Source organism: Mobilicoccus pelagius NBRC 104925, from assembly GCF_000247995.1.
GTDB classification, from domain to species: Bacteria; Actinomycetota; Actinomycetes; order Actinomycetales; family Dermatophilaceae; genus Mobilicoccus; species Mobilicoccus pelagius.
Genome location: NZ_BAFE01000076.1, coordinates 78,243 through 100,566, shown reverse-complemented (window position 1 = coordinate 100,566; position 22,324 = coordinate 78,243). Strand labels below are relative to the sequence as shown.

The 22,324-nt window shown below is 72.4% G+C and carries 17 protein-coding genes; 11 read left to right on the top strand and 6 right to left on the bottom strand.

The window, feature by feature from the left end; all coding sequences use genetic code 11:
• Positions 1-103 precede the first annotated feature (103 nt).
• On the bottom strand, positions 104-1,624 hold the full coding sequence (locus MOPEL_RS11975) for a long-chain-fatty-acid--CoA ligase (RefSeq protein ID WP_009760552.1): 1,521 nt from the start codon (positions 1,622-1,624) through the stop codon (positions 104-106).
• 170 nt (positions 1,625-1,794) lie between these two features.
• On the opposite strand from MOPEL_RS11975, the gene MOPEL_RS11970 reads away from it, so the two are divergent.
• Positions 1,795-3,027, top strand: a complete 1,233-nt coding sequence (locus MOPEL_RS11970; RefSeq protein ID WP_009760551.1) for a saccharopine dehydrogenase family protein — start codon at positions 1,795-1,797, stop codon at positions 3,025-3,027.
• A 278-nt stretch (positions 3,028-3,305) separates the two neighbouring features.
• Complete coding sequence (locus tag MOPEL_RS11965) at positions 3,306-4,151, top strand: aminodeoxychorismate lyase (protein WP_009760550.1); 846 nt, start codon at positions 3,306-3,308, stop codon at positions 4,149-4,151.
• 2 nt (positions 4,152-4,153) lie between these two features.
• Here MOPEL_RS11965 and MOPEL_RS11960 read toward each other — a convergent pair whose 3' ends face one another.
• From MOPEL_RS11960 to MOPEL_RS11940, 5 genes are all read right to left on the bottom strand, one after another.
• Positions 4,154-4,975: a sulfite exporter TauE/SafE family protein gene (locus tag MOPEL_RS11960; RefSeq protein ID WP_009760549.1), complete on the bottom strand. Its 822-nt coding sequence runs from the start codon at positions 4,973-4,975 to the stop codon at positions 4,154-4,156.
• 225 nt (positions 4,976-5,200) lie between these two features.
• Complete coding sequence (locus MOPEL_RS11955; RefSeq protein WP_009760548.1) at positions 5,201-6,217, bottom strand: NADP-dependent oxidoreductase; 1,017 nt, start codon at positions 6,215-6,217, stop codon at positions 5,201-5,203.
• Positions 6,214-6,657 (bottom strand): MarR family winged helix-turn-helix transcriptional regulator, encoded by a 444-nt coding sequence (locus tag MOPEL_RS11950; protein WP_009760547.1) that lies wholly within the window; start codon positions 6,655-6,657, stop codon positions 6,214-6,216. The genes MOPEL_RS11955 and MOPEL_RS11950 overlap by 4 nt, the downstream gene beginning before the upstream one ends.
• Positions 6,658-6,660: 3 nt before the next feature.
• On the bottom strand, positions 6,661-8,049 hold the full coding sequence (locus MOPEL_RS11945) for an NAD-dependent succinate-semialdehyde dehydrogenase (RefSeq protein WP_009760546.1): 1,389 nt from the start codon (positions 8,047-8,049) through the stop codon (positions 6,661-6,663).
• A gap of 102 nt (positions 8,050-8,151) precedes the next feature.
• The gene (locus MOPEL_RS11940) at positions 8,152-9,246 is read right to left on the bottom strand and encodes an alkene reductase (RefSeq protein WP_009760545.1); all 1,095 of its coding nucleotides are present in this window, start codon (positions 9,244-9,246) and stop codon (positions 8,152-8,154) included.
• A 262-nt stretch (positions 9,247-9,508) separates the two neighbouring features.
• Here MOPEL_RS11940 and MOPEL_RS11935 point away from each other — a divergent pair, with 262 nt between their 5' ends.
• The 9 genes from MOPEL_RS11935 (at position 9,509) to MOPEL_RS11895 (ending at position 22,309) form a co-directional block, all read left to right on the top strand.
• Positions 9,509-10,630, top strand: a complete 1,122-nt coding sequence (locus MOPEL_RS11935) for a GuaB3 family IMP dehydrogenase-related protein (RefSeq protein ID WP_009760544.1) — start codon at positions 9,509-9,511, stop codon at positions 10,628-10,630.
• 148 nt (positions 10,631-10,778) lie between these two features.
• Positions 10,779-11,675, top strand: a complete 897-nt coding sequence (locus tag MOPEL_RS11930; protein WP_009760543.1) for an SURF1 family protein — start codon at positions 10,779-10,781, stop codon at positions 11,673-11,675.
• On the top strand, positions 11,672-12,040 hold the full coding sequence (locus tag MOPEL_RS11925; RefSeq protein WP_009760542.1) for a DUF3817 domain-containing protein: 369 nt from the start codon (positions 11,672-11,674) through the stop codon (positions 12,038-12,040). The genes MOPEL_RS11930 and MOPEL_RS11925 overlap by 4 nt, the downstream gene beginning before the upstream one ends.
• A gap of 142 nt (positions 12,041-12,182) precedes the next feature.
• Positions 12,183-16,169 carry a phosphoribosylformylglycinamidine synthase gene (purL, locus tag MOPEL_RS11920; RefSeq protein ID WP_009760541.1) on the top strand — a complete coding sequence of 1,329 codons (3,987 nt, stop codon included), beginning with the start codon at positions 12,183-12,185 and terminating at the stop codon, positions 16,167-16,169.
• Positions 16,170-16,331: 162 nt separating this feature from the next.
• Positions 16,332-17,945, top strand: a complete 1,614-nt coding sequence (guaA, locus tag MOPEL_RS11915; RefSeq protein ID WP_009760540.1) for a glutamine-hydrolyzing GMP synthase — start codon at positions 16,332-16,334, stop codon at positions 17,943-17,945.
• 411 nt (positions 17,946-18,356) lie between these two features.
• Positions 18,357-18,713 carry a DUF3870 domain-containing protein gene (locus tag MOPEL_RS11910; protein ID WP_051992300.1) on the top strand — a complete coding sequence of 119 codons (357 nt, stop codon included), beginning with the start codon at positions 18,357-18,359 and terminating at the stop codon, positions 18,711-18,713.
• A 158-nt stretch (positions 18,714-18,871) separates the two neighbouring features.
• Entirely contained in the window at positions 18,872-20,026 is a 1,155-nt protein-coding gene (locus MOPEL_RS11905) for a DUF819 family protein (RefSeq protein ID WP_009760538.1), read from the top strand.
• Positions 20,023-21,141, top strand: a complete 1,119-nt coding sequence (locus MOPEL_RS11900; RefSeq protein ID WP_009760537.1) for a dipeptide epimerase — start codon at positions 20,023-20,025, stop codon at positions 21,139-21,141. Before MOPEL_RS11905 ends, MOPEL_RS11900 begins: the two co-directional genes overlap by 4 nt.
• A 73-nt stretch (positions 21,142-21,214) precedes the next feature.
• Complete coding sequence (locus tag MOPEL_RS11895) at positions 21,215-22,309, top strand: C40 family peptidase (protein ID WP_009760536.1); 1,095 nt, start codon at positions 21,215-21,217, stop codon at positions 22,307-22,309.
• Positions 22,310-22,324 lie beyond the last annotated feature (15 nt).

Here is a 22,324-nt window from a genome sequence, read left to right as displayed (position 1 = left end):
GGCCCCGCCGCCCACGGGCACGGGCACGGGGCCGAGGATGCACGAAGGCCGCCCGACCCCTCCGCGGATCGGGCGGCCTTCGTCGTGCGTCCCAGGCGGGCGCTCAGGCCTTCTCGGTGGGGAGCTCCCGCTTGAGGATCTTGCCCGTGGCGCCCTTGGGGAGGGCTTCGACGAACCGGATGACGCGCGGGTACTTGTAGGGCGCGAGACGCGCCTTGCAGAACTCGCGGATCTGCGCGGCGGCGTCCTCGCCTGCGACGAGGGCGCCGTCGGGGCGGAGCGCGACGAACGCGGAGATCTCCTCGCCGTAGTGCTCGTGGGGGACGCCGATGACGGCGGCCTCGAGGACGTCCGGGTGCTCGTAGAGCACCTCCTCGACCTCGCGTGGGTAGACGTTGTAGCCGCCGCGGATGATGAGGTCCTTCGCCCGGTCGACGATGACGTAGTAGCCGTCGGCGTCGCGGCGGGCGAGGTCGCCGGAGTGGAACCAGCCCTCGGCGTCGATGGCCTCGGCGGTGGTTTCGGGGCGCTTCCAGTAGCCACGCATGAGGCCGTTGCCGCGGATGACGATCTCGCCGACCTCGTCGGACCCCTCCTCGACGAGTCGACCGTCGGCGGTGCGGAGACCCATCTCGACGCCCTCGATCGGGGTGCCGATCGAGCCGGGCTTGCGCTCGCGGTCGGGGTGGTTGAACGAGACGACGGGGGAGGTCTCCGAGAGTCCGTACCCCTCGAGGATGATCGCGTCGAACGTCGACTCGAACGCATGGAGCACCTCGACGGGCAGCGACGCACCGCCGGAGACGCACGTGCGCAGCGACGACACGTCGGGGAGGGGCTCCCCGCGGCCGGTGAGGGTGCGGGCCGCCTGGAGGATCGCCGCGTACATCGTGGGGACGCCCTCGAAGATCGTCGCCCGGTCCCGTTCGATGACGTGCATCGCCTCGTCGGGGGAGAACCGGGGGATGAGGGTGAGGGTGGATCCGGCGAGGATCGGGGCGTTGAGCGCGCACGTCATGCCGAACACGTGGAAGAGGGGGAGACACCCGACGACGGTGTCCTCCGGGGTGAGGTGCACGAGGGTGCGCACGACGGTGTCGGCGTTCGTACGGAGGTTGCGGTGACGCAGCTCGGCACCCTTGGGGTGGCCCGTCGTGCCGGAGGTGTAGAGGAGCACCGCGGTGTCCTCGTCGTCGCGGGGCGTGACCTCGGTGAGCGGCTCGGCGTCGACGATGCGCTCCGTGAGGTCCGCGGGGGAGAGGCACGTCGCGCCCGCCTGGCGAGCGCCCTCCTGGGAGTCCGGGGTGGCGCCGATGATGAGACGCGCGCCGGAGTCGGAGAGGTAGTACTCCACCTCGCGTGGCCGGAACAGCGGGTTCATCGGGACGACGACACCACCGGCGCGGAGCACGGCGTAGTAGGCGACGACGTACGCGGTGACGTTGGGCAGGCTGAGGACGACCGGTTCGCCCGGGCCGATGCCCTGGGAGCGGAGCCAACCGGCACCGCGGGCGGTGAGCCGGTCGAGCTCGGCATACGTGATCTCGGCCTCGCCCTCGCGCACCGCGACCAGGTCGGGGTGGGCGTGGGCGGAGGCGAGGAGGTTCTCGGCGAGGTTGGCCATGGGCTCTCCTGGGCGTCGTTGCTCTGGTCCTACCGAAGAGTAGAGCCCATCGGGTCCACGACCCAGCCCGGGGCGAACGTGGATCGTGGCGGGTACGGGTGAGGAGGCGCACACCTGCGGGGAGGGGTCCTGCACGTGTGCAGGATCACCCGTGGGGGAAAGGGCAGGACATGGATACACAATGTGAAACGGACGTCGTCGTCTTCGGCGCCACGGGCTTCGTCGGACGCCTCATCGCCGCCCACCTCGCTCGCCACGCCCCCGAGGACGTGCGGGTGGGTCTCGGTGGCCGCTCCGAGGACCGGTTGAAGCAGGTGCGCTCCGAGCTCCCGGCGCGTGCCGCCGACTGGCCGCTCGTCGTCGCCGACTCCGCCGACCTCGAGTCGCTGCGCGCGATGGCCGGTCGCACCCGCGTCGTCCTCACGACGGTGGGTCCCTACGCCCGTCACGGCATGCCGCTCGTGCGGGCGTGCGCGGAGTCGGGTACCGACTACGTCGACCTCACCGGCGAGACCCTCTTCGCGCGCACCTCCGCCGACGAGTACCACGAGGTCGCCAAGGAGACCGGGGCGCGCATCGTGCACTCCTGCGGGTTCGATTCCGTCCCCTCCGACCTCGGCGTGCTCCTCACCGCGGCGAAGGCCCGGGAGGACGGCGAGGGCGAACTCGCCGCGACGACCCTCCACGTGCGCCGCATGAAGGGCGGGTTCAGCGGCGGCACCCTCGACTCGATGCGCACGCAGATCGACGAGGTCAAGGGCGACAAGCGCAAGACGCGGATCGCTGTCGACCCCTACGGCCTCAGCCCCGACCGCGACGCCGAGCCGGAGCCCTTCGGACGCACCGACCAGGTCGTCCTCGCCCGCAGCGGCGAGACCCGGTCGTGGACCGCGCCGTTCTTCATGGGCGCCTACAACGGTCAGGTCGTCCGCCGCAGCAACGCCCTCCAGGACTGGGCGTACGGCCGCACGTTCCGCTACGGGGAGGTCATCGACACCGGCCGTTCGCGCACGTCGCCGCTCAAGGCGCTCGCACTCGCCGGTGCGCTGCCCGCCCTCTCCACCGCACTTGGCACGCCGGGCCTGCGGCAGATCACCGACCGCGTCCTGCCCTCCCCGGGCGAGGGCCCGTCGAAGGAGAAGCGTGAGGCCGGCGAGTTCGCGATGGAGGTCCACGCCGAGACGACGACCGGCGCGCACTACGTGACGACGATCGCCGCGCCGTTCGACCCCGGCTACGACGGCACCGCGATCATGATCGGCGAGGCGGCACTCGCGCTCGCCCGCGACACCGACCGCCTGCCCGAGCGGGCCGGTGTCCTCACCCCGGCGACGGGCATCGGCGCCCCGCTCGCCGACCGCCTCCGCGCCCAGGGCTTCACCGTCGAGACGCGCAAGAGCTGACGCACCCCGCGTCCGCCCTCCCCACGGCGCCCGCCCGTCCACGAGGACGCGGCGGGCGCCGTCGCGTCCCCCGACTCCTCCTCCCGGCACGCGGCCCGGGGGTTCGTCCCGGCGCCCCGTCTCGGCGCCCCGTCTCGGCGCCCCGTCTCGGCGTCCGGTCCACGGCGCGCATCGTCGCCGGTATCTCGCACGGCCCCGGATCCGTCCTCCTGGCGTCGAGTCGCCCGCGGGGCGGCCCCGTTCGACCGGGTCCGCCCGCAGCGCATACGGTTCGACGCATGACGCAGCAGCAGGTGGTGGCCGTGATGGGGCGCGGGGCCCTCGATCCCGCCGAGCCGGTGGTGGGAGCCGACGACCTCGGTCTCACCCGGGGTGACGGGTGCTTCGACGCGACGCGCATCGAATGGGACGGCGAGGGGTGGCTCGCGCACGACCTCGACGAACACCTCGAGCGGCTGCGGGCCTCCGCGACGGCGCTCGGCATCGACGCGCCCTCCGACGACGACTGGTTCGAGCTCGTCGGCGACGCCCTCGAGCGGTGGACTGGGGGTGAGGTCGGACTCAAGATGGTCCTCACCCGCGGCGAGGAGCACCGCGGGCATCGGCCGCTCGCGTTCCTCACCCTCACCGAGATCGACGAGCACACCCTGCGGCAGCGCGAGGGCATCTCGGTCGTGACGCTCTCGCGCGGGTACGCGAGCGACGCGTTCGACGGGGCGCCGTGGCTCCTCGGCGGAGTGAAGACGCTCTCCTACGCCGTCAACGCCGCCGCCCGCCGCGAGGCCACCCGCCGCGGCGCGGACGACGCCCTCTTCGTCTCCTCCGACGGGTACGTCCTCGAGGGCCCCACGTCGGCCGTCGTGTGGCTGAAGGACGGGACGCTCACGACGACGCCCGTCGGCGCCACGGGGATCCTCGACTCGATCAGCCGTCGCGCGATCTGGGCAGCCGACGTGCCGTGGACGCTCGAGGAGCGCCTCGCACCCGTCTCCGACCTGCTCGCCGCCGACGGGGTGTGGTTCGTCTCCTCCGTGCGTGGACTCGCGCCCCTCGTCGAGCTCGACGGCCAGGCGCTCACGTCGGACGTGGAGGCCACCTCCGCGCTCCGGGTCGCGATGGGCTGACCTCACGCCTCCAGCGCCGTGGCGACCCCGTTCGCCACGGCGACGACGAGGAGGAGCACGCCGAACGCCCGGCTCAGCGCGGCCGGGTCGGCGCGCCGGGAGACCCGTGTGCCGAGGAGCCCGCCCACCATCGAGGCCCCCGCGAAGAGGAGCGGCACGGCCCAGTCGACGTCCGCGATCGTGTCCCACCGCCCCGCGAGGGCGGCACCCGCAGACAGGATCATGGCGAGCAACGACGTGCCCGACGCGGCGTGCATCCCGAACCCGAGGACGAGCGTGAGGGCCGGCACGACGGCGAATCCGCCGCCGACGCCGAACAACCCGGTGAGGAGCCCCGTCACCGTCGCCGCGGCCGCGACGACGAGGGCCGAAGGTCGACCGTGGAACGCGCTCGCGCCCGTGCCCTTCCCCGGGGCGGTGTCGAGGTCGTCCTCGGCGACCCCGCTCGTGGCGCGGCGTGCGCGTCGAGGGGCACCGGAGCGGCGGAGCATCGCGATCGCGACCCCCGCGAGGAGCACGGTGAAGAGGACCATGAGCACCGTCGGGTCGACACGCACCGAGAGTCGCGCCCCGGCGAACGATCCGACGATGCTCAGGGCGCCGAAGACGAGACCGTCGCGCCACCGGACGTCGCGGGCACGGGCGGGCAGCGACGTGAGCGCGGTGAGGACGACGAGGACGAGCGACCCGGTCGCCGCGTTCTGGGGGCTCTGGCCGAGGAGGTGCACGAGGACGGGCACGGCGAGGATCCCGCCCCCGGCGCCGAGGGCGCCGACGACGACGCCGACCCCGAGGCCGATGACGACGGGCAGGAGGACGCTCACGCGTTCATCGTGCCAGGCACCTCCTCACCCGCGCCGGTCTCGGCGTGAACCGCGGCGCGAACCGCAGCGGGCCGCCGCACAGCTGCCCCTGCCCACACGTGCCCGTCCCCTCCCCACACGGGTCCGCACACGACCGCGCCCGCGGTGCCGGGTGGGCATCGCGGGCGCGGGGAGGGTGCGGCCGGGCGGGAGGCGGAACCGCCCGCGGCCGAGGCGAGGTCCACGTCAGAGCTTGACGACCATCTTTCCGGTGTTGGCGCCGCGGAGGAGGTCGATGAACGCCTGCGGGGCGTTCTCGAGGCCTTCGCGGACGGTCTCGTCGAACTGCACGGAGCCGTCGGCGAGCCAGGCGCTCATCTTCTCGGCGTACTCGCCCATCTTGTCGAAGTATGGGCCGACGAGGAAGCCCTGGAGGCGCAGACGCTTGCCGATGGCGAGCGCGAGGTTGCGCGGCGCGCAGGGCGGCTCGGTCTCGTTGTACTGGGCGATGGCGCCGCACAGCGTGACGCGACCCTCGGGGTTGAGCACGTCGATCGCGGCCTCGAGGTGGTCGCCGCCGACGTTGTCGAAGTAGACGTCGATGCCGTCGGGGGCGGCCTCACGGAGACGGTCGACGACGGGCCCGTCGTGGTAGTCGAACCCGGCGTCGAAGCCGAGCTCCTCGATCCGGGCGATCTTCTCGGCCGAGCCGGCGCTGCCGATGACGCGGGAGGCGCCCATCGCCTTGGCGATCTGGCCGACCATCGAGCCGACGGCCCCGGCCGCGCCGGAGACGAACACGACGTCGCCCTCCTCGAACCCACCGGCATACACGAGCCCCGCGTAGGCGGTGAGGCCTGTCATGCCGAGCGCGCCGAGGTAGGTGGACTCGCCGATCTCGCCGGCGTCGACGACGCGTGCCTCGGCCGCGTCGAGGACGGCGTACTCGCGCCAGCCGAGGCCGTGGAGGACGGTCGCGCCGACGGGCACGTCGGCCGACGTCGAGGCGACGACCTCGCCGATGGCGCCGCCGTCGAGGGCCTCGCCGATCTGGAACGGTGGCACGTAGGACTTGACGTCGTTCATGCGGCCGCGCATGTAGGGGTCGACCGACATGTAGTGGTTCTTCACGAGCACCTGGCCGTCGCCGAGCTCGGGCAGGTCGACCTCGACGAGGTCGAAGTTCTCCGGGGTCGGCCACCCCTCGGGGCGGGAGGCGAGGTGGATCTCGCGATTCTTCGTGGGCAGGTCGGAGTTCGTCATGGGGTCCCCTCGAGGGTCGTGGTGAGTCGGTGGGTGAGGGTGCGGAGCGTCTCCGCCTCCTCGGGGGTGAGCCGGAGCCGCCCGGCGACCTCGCGGTGCGCCGCGGAGGCGGGTTCGGCCATCGCGGCGCCCGCGGGGGTGAGAAACACCTCGACGCAACGTCCGTCGGCGGTGGACCGGCGCCGCTCGACCAGCCCCATCGCCTCCATCCGCTTGAGGAGCGGGGAGAGGGTGCTGTTGTCGAGGCGGAGCCGGGCGCCCAGCTCACCCACCCCCACCCCGTCGTGCTCCCACAGCGCCAGGAGCGTGACGAACTGGGGGTAGGTGAGGCCGAGCCGGCCGAGGCACTCGCGGTAGGCGTTGACCGTGGCCCGGCTCGCGGCGTAGAGCGCGAAGCAGAGCTGGTCGTCGAGACGCGGGGTCTCCGGCGGGGTGGGCATGGATCAGGCCTTGCTGCTCCGGGCCGGGGCGACGCGCACGAGGCGCCGGTTGGCGAACTCCTCGATGCCGTAGGCGCCGAGCTCGCGGCCGAAGCCGGAGCGCTTGACGCCGCCGAAGGGCAGCCCGGCCATCGTCGTGCCGTGCTCGTTGACGTAGGCCATACCGACCTCGAGGCGACGGGCGGTGGACTCGGCGAGCTCGAGGTCGTCGGTCCACACCGAGCCGGAGAGGCCGAACGAGGACGAGTTCGCGAGCTCGACGGCCGCGTCGACGTCCGCGACGGGGTACACGACCGCGACCGGGCCGAAGAGCTCCTCGGAGTACGCCCTCATCTCGGGGGTGACGTCGGTGAGGACGGTCGGGGCGAAGAACGCGCCGTCACGCTCCAGGCGGGAGCCGCCGGTACGCACGGTGACGCCCTTTTCGCGGGCGTCGTCGACGAGCTCGGCGAGGGTGTCGACGGCGTCGGCCGAGGAGAGGGGGCCCATCTCCATGTCCTCGTCGGTGGGATCGCCGACCCTGGTCGACTCGACGGCCTCGACGAGGGCCTCGAGGAACGTGTCGTAGTGCTCCTGGAGGACGATCATCCGCTTGGGGGAGTTGCACGCCTGCCCCGCGTTGGAGAGTCGGGCCTTCGCGGCGACCCGGGCGATGTTGCGGACGTCGCCGCCGAGGACGATCATCGCGTCGCTGCCGCCGAGTTCGAGGACGGACTTCTTGAGGTGCCTGCCCGCGCCCTCGGCGACCGCGGCACCCGCGGCCTCGCTGCCGGTGAGGGAGACGCCCCGCACGCGGTCGTCGGCGATGGCGTCCTGGATCTGGTCGCGGTCGATGAGGACGGTGCGGTAGGCGCCCTCGGGCAGACCGGCGGCGAGGAGGATTTCCTCGACGATCGTCCCCGACGCCGGGCAGATGCCCGCCGGCTTGAGGAGGATCGTGTTGCCGAGCAGCAGGTTCGGCGCCGCGAGCCGGACGAGCTGGTAGTAGGGGAAGTTCCACGGCATGACGCCGAGGATCACCCCGACCGGCTCCATCTCGACGTAATTGTGCTGCGCGCCGAGGGCGGGCAGCTGGTCGGGGGCGATGAGCTCCGCGGCGTGCTCGCCGTACCAGCGCAGGATCGACGCGGACAGCTTGACCTCGGCGACGCCCTGGGCGAGCGGCTTGCCCATCTCGCGGGCGATGAGCTGCGCCATCTCGTCGGCGCGCTCCTCGAACGTGTCGGCGGCGCGGGTGAGGACGGCCGCGCGGCTCGCGAGCGGCGCCTCCCGCCAGCTGAGGTACGCCTCGTGCGCACCGGCGATCGCGTCCTGCAGCTGCGCGTCGGTCGTGGGCTCGTAGGTCTTCTCGACCTCACCGGTGGTGGGGTTCTCGATGCGGTAACCGGCCATGGGGGTGCTCCTTCGGATGTCGAACGGATCTGGCGGGATGCGTGTGTGGCTCGGGCGGCGTCTGGGACGACAGGTGGCCGCGGGAGGGCACGGTGCGGGCGGTCAGGCGTCGGCGGGTGCGTCGCCCTCGTCGAGCGTCGGGTAGTCGGTGTAGCCCTCCGCGCCGCCGCCGTAGAAGGTCGAGGGGTCGGGCTCGTTGAGCGGGGCGCCGGTGCGCCACCGCTCGACGAGGTCGGGGTTGGCGAGCAGCGGGCGGCCCACGGCGACGGCGTCGGCGAGGCCGTTCTCGAGGATCGCCTCGGCGTTCTCCTTCGTCGTGACCTGCTGGAAGCCGGAGTTGAGGATCACCGGCCCGCCGAAGCGACGCCGCAGGTCCTGCGTGAGGTCGGCGGCGGGGTCGGCGAGGATGCTGAGGTAGGCGAGACCGAGCGGCGCGATCGCGTCGACGAGGGTCTCGTACGTCTCGCGGGTGGCCTGCGGGTCGTCCTCGATGACGTCCTGCACGTCGTGCGCCGGGGAGATGCGCACACCGACGCGGTCGGCACCGATCGCCTCGGCGACGGCGGTGACGACGTCGATCGTGAGCGTCGCCCGGGCCGCCGCGGACCCGCCGTAGGCGTCGGTGCGGTGGTTCGTCGACGGCGCGAGGAACTCGTGGAGGAGGTAGCCGTTCGCCGAGTGGATCTCGACACCGTCGAGACCGGCCTCGACGACGTTCCGCGACGCCTCGACGAACTCGGCGACGACGCCGGGGACCTCGTCGGTCTCGAGGGCCCGCGGGGTCGGGTACGGCTTGCGTCCCTCCGCGGTGACGACCTCGCCCTGGAGCGCGACCGCCGACGGGGCGACGCTCTCGAGCCCGTCCTTGTTGTCGGGGTGCGCGACGCGACCGGCGTGCATGAGCTGCACGAACATGTGGCCGCCGCGGGCGTGGACGGCGTCGGCGACGCGACGCCAGCCCTCGACCTGCGCGGGAGAGTGGACGCCGGGGGTGTCGAGGTAGCCCTGGCCGACGGCGCTGGGCTGGCTGCCTTCGCTGACGACAAGCCCGGCGCTCGCGCGCTGCGCGTAGTACGTTGCGTTGAGCTCGGTGGGGGCGTGGTCGCCCGGGGTGCGGTTGCGGGTGAGCGGGGCCATGACGATCCGGTTGGGTAGATCCATCCGGCCGATGCGGATCGGGTCGAACAAGGTGGGCACGAGATGCTCCTGCGGTGGAGGACGGCTTTCGTCCGTTCACAACAATGTCGTGCACGACAGTATTTCCGGCGGGGAGGCGGATCGTCCTCGCGCGCACGGGCCCGCCGACGCGACGAGGGCGTGTCAGGGCGCCTCCCTACGGGCTGTGGTGGTGCCGCGTCGTGCGGGGAGATCGGGACGTCCGGGCTCGACCCGGGCTCGATACGGGCTCGATACGGGGTCGATCCGGGACGCCGGTGGGCGGGCCGGGTAGCCTGGCGCCGTGACTGAGATCGAGATCGGCCGTGGCAAGCGCGGACGCCGCGCGTACTCCTTCGACGACATCGCGATCGTCCCGTCCCGGCGTACGCGGGACCCCGAGGAGGTCTCGATCAGCTGGCAGATCGACGCCTACCAGTTCGGCCTCCCCTTCCTCGCCGCGCCGATGGACTCCGTCATGTCGCCCGACACGGCGATCGCGTTCGGCCGCCTCGGCGGGCTCGGCGTCCTCGACCTCGAGGGTCTGTGGACCCGGTACGAGGACCCCACCCCGCAGCTCGCGGAGATCGCGTCCCTCGACGGCGCGGCCGTCACGGCGCGCATGCAGGAGCTGTACGCCGAGCCCATCAAGCCCGAGCTCATCACGGCGCGGCTCACCCAGATGCGCGAGGCGGGCGTCACCGTCGCCGGCGCGCTCTCCCCGCAGCGCACCCAGGAGCACTGGAAGACGGTCGTCGACGCCGGTGTCGACCTCTTCGTCATCCGTGGCACGACCGTCTCGGCGGAGCACGTGAGCAGCCACGCCGAGCCCCTCAACCTCAAGCGGTTCATCTACGAGCTCGACGTCCCCGTCATCGTCGGCGGCGCGGGCACGTACACCGCGGCCCTCCACCTCATGCGTACCGGCGCCGCGGGTGTCCTCGTCGGCTTCGGTGGCGGCGCGGCGCACACGACCCGCCAGACCCTCGGCATCCAGACCCCGATGGCGACGGCCATCGCCGACGTCGCCGCGGCCCGCCGCGACTACCTCGACGAGTCCGGTGGCCGCTACGTCCACGTCATCGCCGACGGCGGCATGGGCCGCTCCGGCGACGTCGTCAAGGCGATCGCCTGTGGTTCCGACGCCGTGATGATCGGCGCCGCCCTCGCCCGCGCCGTCGAGGCGCCCGGGCGCGGCTACCACTGGGGCTCGGAGGCCCATCACCTCCAGCTCCCGCGTGGCGAGCGCGTGCAGGTCGGTGCGCTCGCACCGCTCGAGGAGATCCTCCACGGCCCCGGCCGTTCCGCCGACGGCATGACGAACTTCGTCGGCGCCCTGCGCCGCGCGATGGCGACGACGGGGTACTCCGAGCTCAAGGAGTTCCAGCGGGTCGAGGTCGTCGTCTGCCCCTACTCCCCGGCCTGATCCACCGCCTGGTCCGACGACCGCCGCACCCCTGCCGGGTGCGGCGGTCTCGTGCGTACGGGGCCGGGACGCAGGTGGGATGGGGGGAGGCGCGTGTGAGGGGCGGGACACCCGGCGGGCGTCCAGGGCGGTGGCATAGCCTGGACGGGTGATCCGGACGGCGTTGCGACCCAAGTGGCTGGCCCTGTTGGGCCTCGTGCTCGTCGTGGTCGTCGGGTTCGGCTGGCTCGGTCTGTGGCAGCTCGACGTCGCACAGCACGCCAAGCAGCAGGAGGTCCTCGATCAGATCGAACGGACCCCCGAGGCGCCCGTCGACGAGGTGCTGCCGCCGCAGACGTCCATCACGGGGCATCACGTCGGTCGCTCCGTGCGGGCGACGGGGCGCTACGACGCTGCGCACCAGGTGCTCGTCGTCGACCGCCGTCTGGGCGATCGGCTCGGTGCGTGGGTGCTCACCCCGCTCGTCGTGGACTCCACCGGTGCCCGCCTCGCCGTCGTGCGGGGCTTCGTCGACGCCGGGGTTCCGGCCCCGCCCGCCCCGTCGGGCACCGTCACCGTGCACGGCTCGCTGCAGCCCCAGGAGGGGCCGCCCGAGAAGTTCGTCCCCCAGGAGCCCGGACGCGTGCAGACCGTCGACCTCGCGAGCGGCGTCAACCGGTGGGGCGGTGACATCTACAACGCCTTCGTCTTCGCGAGCAGCGAGGAGCCGCCCGCCACGGGTGCGTCCGCGAAGGTCGCCCCCGTCCCGCCGCCCGCGGTGCGCTCCGAGGGCGTCAACTGGCGCAACGCCGCCTACGCCGTCCAGTGGTGGATCTTCGCCGGGTTCGTCGTCTACATCTGGTGGCGGGCCGTCCGCGACGAACACGAAATCCGCCTCGCCGCCGGTGGGGGGACGCCCGGCCCGAGCGCCGCCGACTCCTCCGCCTCGACGGACGGCGCAGGCGGCCACGTCGGGTCGACCGTCGCCGGCGCGACCGGCGTCGACCACCCCGCGAACTCGTCCGACACCACACCCTCGACCCCCGCAGGAGGATCGTCCCGATGACCGCCCCCACCCGTGTCCCGCCCCGGGGCTTCGACGCCGCCAAGACCGCGAAGGCGCTCCCGCCGTTCAAGATCATGGCGTTCGTCGTCGGCGTCGGGCTCCTCGTGCTCGTCGTCGAGATGTGGATGGCCTACGGCATGGGGATGGGCAAGGACAACCCGCTGTCGTGGTGGCCCGGCCCGCACGGCTTCATCTACATGGTCTACCTCGCCGCCGTCGCCAACCTCGGGTTCGCGGCGCGGTGGAGCCTGCCCAAGATGGTCGGCGTCATGCTCGCCGGTGTCGTGCCCTTCCTCTCCTTCTACGTCGAGCACAAGGTCGCCCGCGGGGTCGAGGCCGACCTCGCCGCGGCAGGCGCGCACTGACCCCCTCCCGGGCGGGGCGGGTCGTGATGGGCCGCAACCGGTTCCACGTCCCCGCCCCGGGAGGCCGTCGAGGGGCGAACGGTCGTCGGAGGACGCCGGTAGCCTGTCCCACGTTCCACCACGAACGCCCGAAAGGCCCCACATGGCTGCCACGCCCGAGTTCGCCCTCACGACGTTCGAGGGCGGATCCGCCCTCTCGCCGTTCCGCGCCCGCGCCCTGCTCATGCGCCTGCAGGCGGTGAACCCGCGCATCACGGGCGTCGACGCACGGTACGTGCACTGGGTGGCCTCGGAGCGGCCGCTCGACCAGGCGACCTCGCAGGTCGTCGAGGCGATCCTCACGTACGGGGACCCGTACGAGGGCCCGCGGCCGGGCGAGGGTGCCATTCGTGAGGACGGCTCGGTCGGGCCGGACGTCGAGCTCGTCGTCGTCGCGCCGCGGCTCGGCACGATCTCCCCGTGGGCGTCCAAGGCCACCGACATCGTCCACAACTGCGGCATCGACATCCGCCGGGTGGAGCGGGTGACGGAGTACGCGCTCACGCTGAGCGAGGAGTTCGGCGGCGGGCTGGACGCACACGAGTGGCAGGGCGTCGCCGCCGTCCTCCACGACCGCATGACCGAGACGGTCCTCGGCGAGCGGGCGGCGGCCTCGCAGCTGTTCGCCGAGCGGCACCCCGAGCCCATGGCCCACGTCGACGTCCTCGGCCGCCGCGCGGACGCGCTCGTCGAGGCGAACCGCGAGCTCGGTCTCGCGCTCAGCGACGACGAGATCGCCTATCTCGTCGACGCGTTCACCGGGCTGCGCCGCAACCCCACCGACGTCGAGCTCATGATGTTCGCGCAGGCCAACTCCGAGCACTGCCGACACAAGATCTTCAACGCCGACTTCGTCGTCGACGGTGAGCCGCAGACGCGTTCCCTCTTCGGCATGATCCGCCACACCGAGGCCGTCGCGGGCGGGCCCGAGAACGGCACGGTCGTCGCGTACAAGGACAACGCCTCGATCATGGCGGGCGGCCGCATCACCTCCTTCGCGCCCGAGGGCGTCGGTGACGGCCCGGGCCGGTACGTCGGCCGCGAGCAGGACGTCCACGTCCTCATGAAGGTCGAGACGCACAACCACCCCACGGCCATCTCCCCGTTCCCGGGCGCCGCGACCGGCGCGGGCGGCGAGATCCGCGACGAGGGTGCCACCGGCCGCGGCTCCGCCCCCAAGGCGGGACTCACGGGCTTCGTCGTCTCCGACCTCCACCTGCCCGGCACGAACGAGCCGTGGGAGTCGCCGGAGTCGCGCGCGAGCTTCCCCGGCCACCTCGCGAGCCCCCTCGACATCATGATCGAGGGCCCGATCGGTGCCGCGGCGTTCAACAACGAGTTCGGCCGCCCCGGCCTCGGCGGGTTCTTCCGCGTCTACGAGCAGGTCGTCGACGGCGTCCACCGCGGCTACCACAAGCCGATCATGAGCGCCGGCGGCCTCGGTTCCATCGCCGCCGACGCCGCCGAGAAGATCGCGTTCGGCGCGGGCACGCTCCTCGTCCAGCTCGGCGGCCCGGGCATGCGCATCGGCATGGGCGGTGGCGCGGCCTCCTCGATGGCGGCGGGCGTCAACGCGGCCGACCTCGACTTCGACTCCGTGCAGCGCGGCAACCCCGAGATCGAGCGGCGCGCGCAGGAGGTCATCAACCACTGCCGGGGGCTGGGGGAGGACAACCCCATCCTCGCGATCCACGACGTCGGCGCAGGTGGCCTCTCCAACGCGTTCCCCGAGCTCGTCGACGACGCGGGCATGGGTGCCCGGTTCGACCTCACCGCGGTGCCGCTCGAGGAGTCGGGTCTCGCGCCCAAGGAGATCTGGTGCAACGAATCGCAGGAGCGGTACGTCCTCGCGATCGCACCGGAGTCGCTGCCCGTCTTCGCCGACCTCGCGCGTCGTGAGCGGTGCCCGTACGCCGTCGTCGGCGTCGCCCGGGCCGACGGGCAGCTCGTCCTCGCCCCCGGCGACGACGACACGCAGGACGCCGCCGCCGACCTGCCCATCGACATGCCGATGGAGGTCCTGCTGGGCAAGCCCCCGCGCATGACCCGCGACGTGACCCGCGTCGAGCGGTCGACCTCCGAGCTCGACCTCACGGGTCTGCAGGGTGATGCCCTCCGCGACGCGGCGTACGCCGTGCTCCGCCACCCGAGCGTCGCGAGCAAGCGGTTCCTCGTCACGATCGGCGACCGCACGGTCGGCGGTCTCACCCACCGCGACCAGATGGTCGGTCCGCATCAGGTGCCCGTCGCCGACGTGGCCGTCACGCTGTCGGACCACACGGGCTTCGCCGGTCAGGCGATGAGCAGCGGCGAGCGCACCCCGCTCGCGGCCGTCGACGCGCCCGCATCGGGTCGCATGGCCGTCGGTGAGGCGCTCACCAACCTCCTCGCCGCTCCGGTCGAGCTCTCCGGGGTCAAGCTCTCGTGCAACTGGATGGCCGCGTGTGGCGAGCCCGGCGAGGACGCCGCGCTCTACGACACCGTCGAGGCCGTCGCGATGGAGCTGTGCCCCGCCCTCGGCGTCTCCGTGCCCGTCGGCAAGGACTCGCTCTCGATGCGCACGAAGTGGGCCCACGACCAGGGAGAGAGCCACCGGGTCACGTCGCCGGTGTCGCTCGTCGTCTCCGCGTTCGCGTCGCTGCCCGACGTGCGCGGCACCCTTACACCGGTGCCCGGCGCGGGTGACGCGCTCGTCCTCGTCGACCTCGGCGCCGGCGCCGACCGTCTCGGCGGCTCGATGCTCGCGCAGGTGCGCGGCGAGTTCGGCGGCACGACACCCGACCTCGACGACGCCTCGCGCCTCGTGTCGTTCGCCGCGGCGATGACGCAGCTCCGCGAGGAGGGCCTGCTCACCGCCTACCACGACCGCTCCGACGGCGGCCTGTGGGCGACGGCGTGCGAGATGGCCTTCGCGGGCGCCACCGGGCTGTTCCTCGAGGTCCCGTCGGTGGCGTCCCTCTTCACCGAGGAGCTCGGCGCGGTCCTCGCGTGCCGCCCCGACGACGTCGGCCGGGTCCTCACCGTCCTCGACGAGCACGGCCTCGACGGCCTGCGCCGCCCCGTCGGGCGCACCGTCGAGGGTCGCCGTGTGCGGGTCGAGCTGCTCGAGGACGGCAGCGCGGCGAAGACGTCCCTCCTCGACGAGCCGCTCACCGAGCTCGCGCAGGCGTGGGACGAGGTGTCGTGGCGCATCTCCGCCCTCCGCGACAACCCCGAGTGCGCCGACGAGGAGCACGCCGCGTTCGGCGCCGACGTGCCCGGTCTCGTCGTCGTGCCGACCTTCGACCCCACCGACGACATCGCGGCCCCGTACCTCAACGTCGGTGCTCGGCCCAAGGTCGCCGTCCTGCGGGAGCAGGGCGTCAACAGCCACGTGGAGACGGCCTTCGCGTTCGACCGCGCCGGGTTCGACGCGATCGACGTCCACATGACCGACCTCCAGGCGGGCCGTTTCGACCTCGCCGACGCCGTCGGCCTCGTCGCGTGCGGCGGGTTCTCCTACGGCGACACGCTCGGCGCGGGTGAGGGCTGGGCCCGTTTGGTCCTCTTCGAGCCGCGGCTCACCGACGCGTTCCGGGCGTTCTTCGATCGGGGCGACACGTTCGGGCTCGGCATCTGCAACGGCTGCCAGATGTTCGCGGCGCTCGCCGATCTCATCCCGGGCGCCGAGGCGTGGCCTCGGTTCACCCGCAACCGCAGCGAGCAGTACGAGGCCCGCCTCTCCCAGGTCGAGGTCCTCGACTCCCCGTCGATCCTCTTCGCCGGCATGGCCGGGTCGCGCATGCCGATCGCCGTCGCGCACGGCGAGGGCCGGGCCGACTTCTCGGCCCGCGGCGACGAGTCGGCCGTCCTCGGGGCGCTGCGGTACGTCGACGCGCACGGCGCGCCGGCGGTCACCTACCCCGCCAACCCCAACGGTTCGCCCGGCGGCCTCACGGCGGTGACGACCCCCGACGGCCGGTTCACCGCGATGATGCCGCACCCCGAGCGGGTGCAGCGCAACGTCCAGATGTCGTGGACGAGCAGCCCGGTCGAGGTCGAGAGCCCATGGCTGCGGATGTTCCGCAACGCCCGCGTCCACATCGGCTGACGGTCGCCCGACCGCTCACGCCCCGTCCACGTCGCAGCGACGCGGCACCCACGCACCACGCGTGCCGCACCCACGCGGCACCCTGCAGGGGGCGGGGCCTCACCCGGATAGAGTGAGGCCCCGCCGTCCCGCTCGCCACCCGCGACGATCCGAGGAGACCCCGTGAACGCATCCCGGCCGGAGGGCCTGCACACCAACCCCGTCCTCGTCGTCGACTACGGCGCCCAGTACGCCCAGCTCATCGCGCGGCGGGTCCGAGAGGCGAACGTCTACAGCGAGGTCGTGCCGCACACGACGAGCGCCGCCGACATGCTCGCCCGCGAGCCCAGCGCGATCATCCTCTCCGGCGGCCCGTCGTCGGTGTACGCCGAGGACGCGCCCGGGCTCGACTCGGCGCTCCTCGACGCAGGCGTCCCCGTGTTCGGCATGTGCTACGGGTTCCAGGCGATGGTCCAGGCCCTCGGCGGCACCGTCGCCCACACGGGTCTCGGCGAGTACGGGTCGACGCAGGCGGAGATCCTCGACGTCGACTCCACGCTCTTCCACGGGCAGCCCGCGTCGCAGTCGGTGTGGATGAGCCACGGCGACTCGGTGAGCGATCCCCCCGCCGGCATGCGCGTCACGGCGCGCACCTCCGGTGCCGCGGTGGCCGCGTTCGAGGACGACGAGCGTCGTCTCTACGGCGTGCAGTGGCACCCGGAGGTCATGCACAGCACGTTCGGGCAGCGCGTCCTCACGAACTTCCTCACCCAGGGTGCGGGGCTCAAGGGCGACTGGACGGCGGCGAGCATCGTCGACGACCAGATCGCGAAGATCCGCGAGCAGGTCGGCGACGAGCGGGTCATCTGCGGCCTGTCCGGTGGTGTCGACTCCTCGGTCGCGGCGGCGCTCGTGCAGCGTGCGGTCGGTGACCAGCTCACGTGCGTGTTCGTCGACCACGGCCTGCTGCGTGCGGGCGAGGCCGAGCAGGTGCAGAAGGACTTCGTCGACGCGACGGGGGTGGACCTCGTCGTCGTCGACGCCGAGAAGCAGTTCCTCGACGCGCTCGCCGGGGTGAGCGACCCGGAGCAGAAGCGCAAGATCATCGGCCGCGAGTTCATCCGGTGTTTCGAGCAGGCGGCGCGCGACATCGTCGCGGGCACGGCGGGCGCGAAGAACGACCCGTCGGATGCGGAGCAGCACCCGGTGAAGCACCTCGTGCAGGGCACGCTGTACCCCGACGTGGTCGAGTCCGGCGGCGGGTCGGGCACGGCGAACATCAAGAGTCACCACAACGTCGGTGGTCTGCCGGACGACCTGCAGTTCACGCTCGTCGAGCCGCTGCGTGACCTGTTCAAGGACGAGGTGCGTCAGGTCGGTCTCGAGCTCGGTGTGCCGGAGTCGATCGTGTGGCGGCAGCCGTTCCCGGGTCCGGGTCTCGGCATCCGCATCATCGGTGAGGTGACGAAGGAACGGTTGGAGACGCTGCGCGTGGCGGATGCGATCGCACGTGAGGAGCTCACGGCGGCCGGTCTGGACCGTGACATCTGGCAGTGCCCGGTGGTGTTGCTCGCGGACGTGCGGTCGGTGGGCGTGCAGGGTGACGGCCGGACGTACGGGCACCCGATCGTGTTGCGGCCGGTGACGAGCGAGGACGCGATGACGGCGGACTGGTCGCGGGTGCCGTACGACGTGCTGTCGAAGATCAGTACGCGCATCACGAACGAGGTGCGTGAGGTGAACCGGGTGGTGTTGGACGTGACGTCCAAGCCGCCGGGCACCATCGAGTGGGAGTGACGCACGGGTGTGGGCGGTGACCGTCGGCCGCCGCCCGCACCTGTGAGTGCGTCGCTCCTGCGACCGTGGAGTTCGAGTGGGAGTGACGCACGGGTGTGGGCGGTGGCCGTCGGCCGCCGCCCGCACCTGTGAGCGCGTCGCTCCTGCGACCGTGGAGTTCGAGTGGGAGTGACGCACGGGTGTGGGCGGTGACCGTCGGCCGCCGCCCGCACCTGTGAGCGCGTCGCTCCTGCGACCGTGGAGTTCGAGTGGGAGTGACGCACGGGTGAGGGGGGCGGTCTTGGGGCCGCCCCTTCGTCGTGTCGGGACGGCCTGGGGGAGGTGTCGTCGTGGAACACTGCTGGCACGGAGGGCCTGCGGGTGTGTCGGGGCGTGGGCCGTGTCGGGCGCGGGTCGGACGGGAGTGGCGCGATGGTGGGAGTGGAGTCGTCACCGGGGTCGGGCGGGTGTGGGGCGAGGATCTATCTCACGGGTGAGGCGAAGTCGCCGACGAACAATCCGATCACGGCGCGTTGGGGGCTGTTCTTCGTGGGTCTCGTGGTCGATACTGAGACCCACGTCGTCGTCGAGGCCGACTGCACCGCAACACTTTCCCTCACTCGGGAGTTCGTGGCGGAGTTGCTGCGTGGGAGGTCGCTCCTCGACGAGGACGCGTTGGTGGAGGTGATCACCGCTCGGTATCACGGGTCCTCTCAGCGTGCGTTGGCCGCCGCAGTGCGTAACGCCGCCCACAGGTATCGCGAGATCCGGTCGGGCTCCACCGCCTGACAATCGCATCTCGACCAGCCGCCCGGGACTTCACCGAACCGGATCCAGCCGGAAGCATCGCCGACACCCGCCCGTGAGGGGTGGGAGACGTCGGTCGTGTTTCCGGCTGTTCTCGTCTCGGGGCCCGGTGGCCGGTCCCGACCCCTCGAGGAGATTCCGTGATCACCGACGGAGTGCTCATGCTCGGCGTCCTGCTCGGACTCGCCGGCGTCATCGTCGTCCTGGAGCGCACGACCGGGTGGTGGTTCTTCCGTTACGTGCCCGGCATGGTGCTCATGTATCTGCTGTGTGCGGCGCTCAACTCGATGGGCCTGTTCGGGCATGCCGACGAGACGCGTGACGTCGTCGCGTCGGTGAAGAACGTGGTGCTGCCGGCGATGATCTTCCTGTTCCTCCTCGGCTGTGACCTGCGCAGGATCGTGCGGCTCGGGCCGAAGCTGCTGCTCACGATGTTCGTCACGTCGGTGTCGTTGTTCGTCGCGATGATCGCCGTGTTCGCGGTGTTCCGAGGGCTGCTCGACCCGGAGGCGTGGAAGGTGCTCGGTGCGCTGCTCGCGTCGTGGACGGGGGGTAGCGCGAACATGGTCGCGGTGCAGGACATCCTCCAGGCGCCGAAGGCGATCTTCGGGTACGCCCTCATCACCGACACGATCGTCTACTCGTTCTGGCTCATGGTGATGTTCTCGTCGGTGGCGTTCTCCGACCGGTTCAACCGGTTCACGGGGGCGGACACGAGCTACCTCGCGGTGCACGGCGGCGATGCGGAGGCGGTGGAGGAGGGGCCGATCACGCGGCAGTCCCTCGCGGTCGCCGTGTTCGGGTCGATCTTCGTGTCGACGGTGTCGATCGCGATCGGCGGGATGCTGCCGAAGCTCGGTGACGTCGTCAACGCGACGGCGTGGACGATCCTCATCGTGTCGCTCCTCGGCCTGCTCGCGGCGCACACGCCGCTCGGGCGGGTGGCGGGGTCGAGCGACGTCGCCTCGCTCATGCTGTTCGTCGTCATCGGGCAGATCGCGTCGGGGTCGGACTTCTCGGCGATCACGAAGGCACCGTTGTACCTGCTCGTCGGGTTCCTCGTGCTGCTCGTCCACGCGGTCCTCATGGTGATCTACGCCAAGCTCACGCACACCGAGCTGTTCTCGCTCGCGGTCGCGTCGGTGGCGAACGTCGGCGGTATCGCGTCGGCCCCGGTCGTCGCGGGCGCCTTCGACCGGCAGCTCGTGCCGGTCGGTGTGCTCTTCGCGCTCATCGGGTCGTTCATGGGGACGTGGATCGGCCTCACCGGTGCGGCGGTCATGGGGGCGATGTGAGCACCGCCCACCCGGAGGAGGTCGTCACCACCGTCGCCTCGGTGCGGGCGCATGTCCACCGGGCACCGCTGCTGCGTCCGTTCGTCACGTCGCGGCGACGCACGGAGGCCGTCGAGTACGTCGTCGCCGACGTCGAGTTCGACGACGGGGTCGTCGGGCAGGGGTCGGCGGCGGAGACGGTCGCCGTCACCGGGGAGTCGGCGGCGACGATCCTCGCCGCGATCACCGGGCCCCTCGCCGCTGCGCTCACGGGCGCGAGCGGCACCCGCGGAGAGCTCGCGGCCCGCATCGCCGGGGCCCTCGACGGCGCGACGAGTGCGAAGGCCGCCGTCGACGTCGCCCTTCACGACGCGTGCGCGCGGCAGGCCGGCGTCCCGCTCGTCGAGATGCTCGGCGGGCGCCTCGGGGGCGACCTCGAGAACGACATGACGGTGTCGCTCGAGGATCCCGAGGTCATGGCCGGGCACGCCCGCGAGGCGGTGGCGGGTGGGGTGCGGATTCTCAAGGTCAAGCTCGGTCGTGACGTCGACGCCGACCGGGAGCGTCTCGCCGAGGTGCTCTCGGCGGTGCCCGACGTGCGGCTGCGACTCGACGCGAACCAGGGCTGGGATGCCGAGCAGGCCGTTCGGATCGTCACGGGTTTCGAGGACGCCGGCTGGCCCGTCGACCTCGTCGAACAGCCCGTCCCCGCGGACGACCTCGACGGTCTCGCCCGGGTGCGGTCCGCCGTGTCGACGCCGATCATGGCCGACGAGTCGGTGTGGACCGCCGCCGACGCGACCCGCATCGTCGAGGCGGGCGCCGCCGACATGCTCAACATCAAGCTCGCGAAGACGGGCGGCCTCCGTGAGGCGCTCGCCGTCGCCGACGTCGCGGCCGCCGCCGGGCTCACGTGCATGGTCGGCGCGATGATGGAGCCCCGGATCTCCGTCACCGCCGCCGCGCACCTCGCGCTCGCCCACCCCGCCGTGACGGCCATCGACCTCGACTCTCCCGCCTGGTTCGCCTCCGACGTCCCTGCGGGTGGCTACCGCGAGGACGACGGCCGGCTCACCCTCCTCGGCGGGCCCGGTCTCGGGCTCGACCGACTCCTCGCCACGCAGGATCCTGCCTGACCCCCTGCTCATCCGTGCTCACTCCCACCACCCGCGCCCACTCACAGGTGGGCGCTCGCCGGAAGGACCCTTCATGACCACCCGTGACCTCTCCCGTCGCACCCTCCTCACTGCCGCCGGCGGGGCCGCCCTCGCGGTCGGCCTCGACGGTGGCACGGCCGCCGCCGCACCCACCGGGCGGCATGCCGGGCATCACCCCGGTCGTCGCCCCGCCCGTGGCGGCGCCGGTGTCGTGCCGGGCGCCACGGCGTTCGTCCAGGTGTCCGTCGCGACCGCCTGGAGTGCGCCCCGCCTCACGCGTCCGCTCGACCGTCCGTCGTCGACGAACCCCGTCGACCTCGACGCGTGGAACGCGGCGATGCCCGAGACCACCGACCGCAGCTGGCTCAGCGAGGGCAAGCTCGAGACGCAGGCGATGTTCGGCCGTCGCGTTCTCGTCGACGAGATCGACGGCGAGTGGGCCGAGGTCGTCGTCGTCGACCAACCCACGCCCCGCGACCCGCGCGGCTACCCGGGCTGGATCCCCGTGCGGCAGCTCGTCGCCGACCCACGGTTCGCCGCGCTCACGTCGACGATGTCGACGGCGACGGTCACCGCCCGCCGCACCCGGCTCCACGGCACCCCGCTCGGCGGTCACCGGGGCCTGCCGGTCTCGTTCGACACGATCCTCCCCGTGCTCGGCGCAGGGCGGCACCTCGTGCGGGTCGCCGTGCCGGGTGGGGGAGCGGCGTACGTCCGTCGCCGCGACGTCGTCCTCCGCGCCCCGGGGGAGCAGCCGCCGACGCCGACCGTCGAGGACGTCGTCGCGACGGGGATGCGGTTCGTCGGATTGCGCTACCTGTGGGCCGGGGTGAGCGCCTGGGGCTTCGACTGCTCGGGGTTCACCTCGACGATCTTCCACCACCACGGCATCACGCTGCCGCGGGACTCCGGGCCGCAGCTCAACGCGTCGGGGTTCCCGAAGGTCGACCGTGCCGACCTGCGCCGCGGCGACCTCGTCTTCTTCGCGAACAAGCCCGGCGGCACCCGCATCCGGCACGTCGCGATGTACCTCGGTGACGACATGATCCTCCAGTCGCCGAACTCGGCCCGCAGCGTCGAGGTCATGTCGCTCACCGAGTACGACACGAAGGGCGAGTACGCCGGGGCGGTGCGTGTCATCGCCTGACGCTCGTCCGTCGAC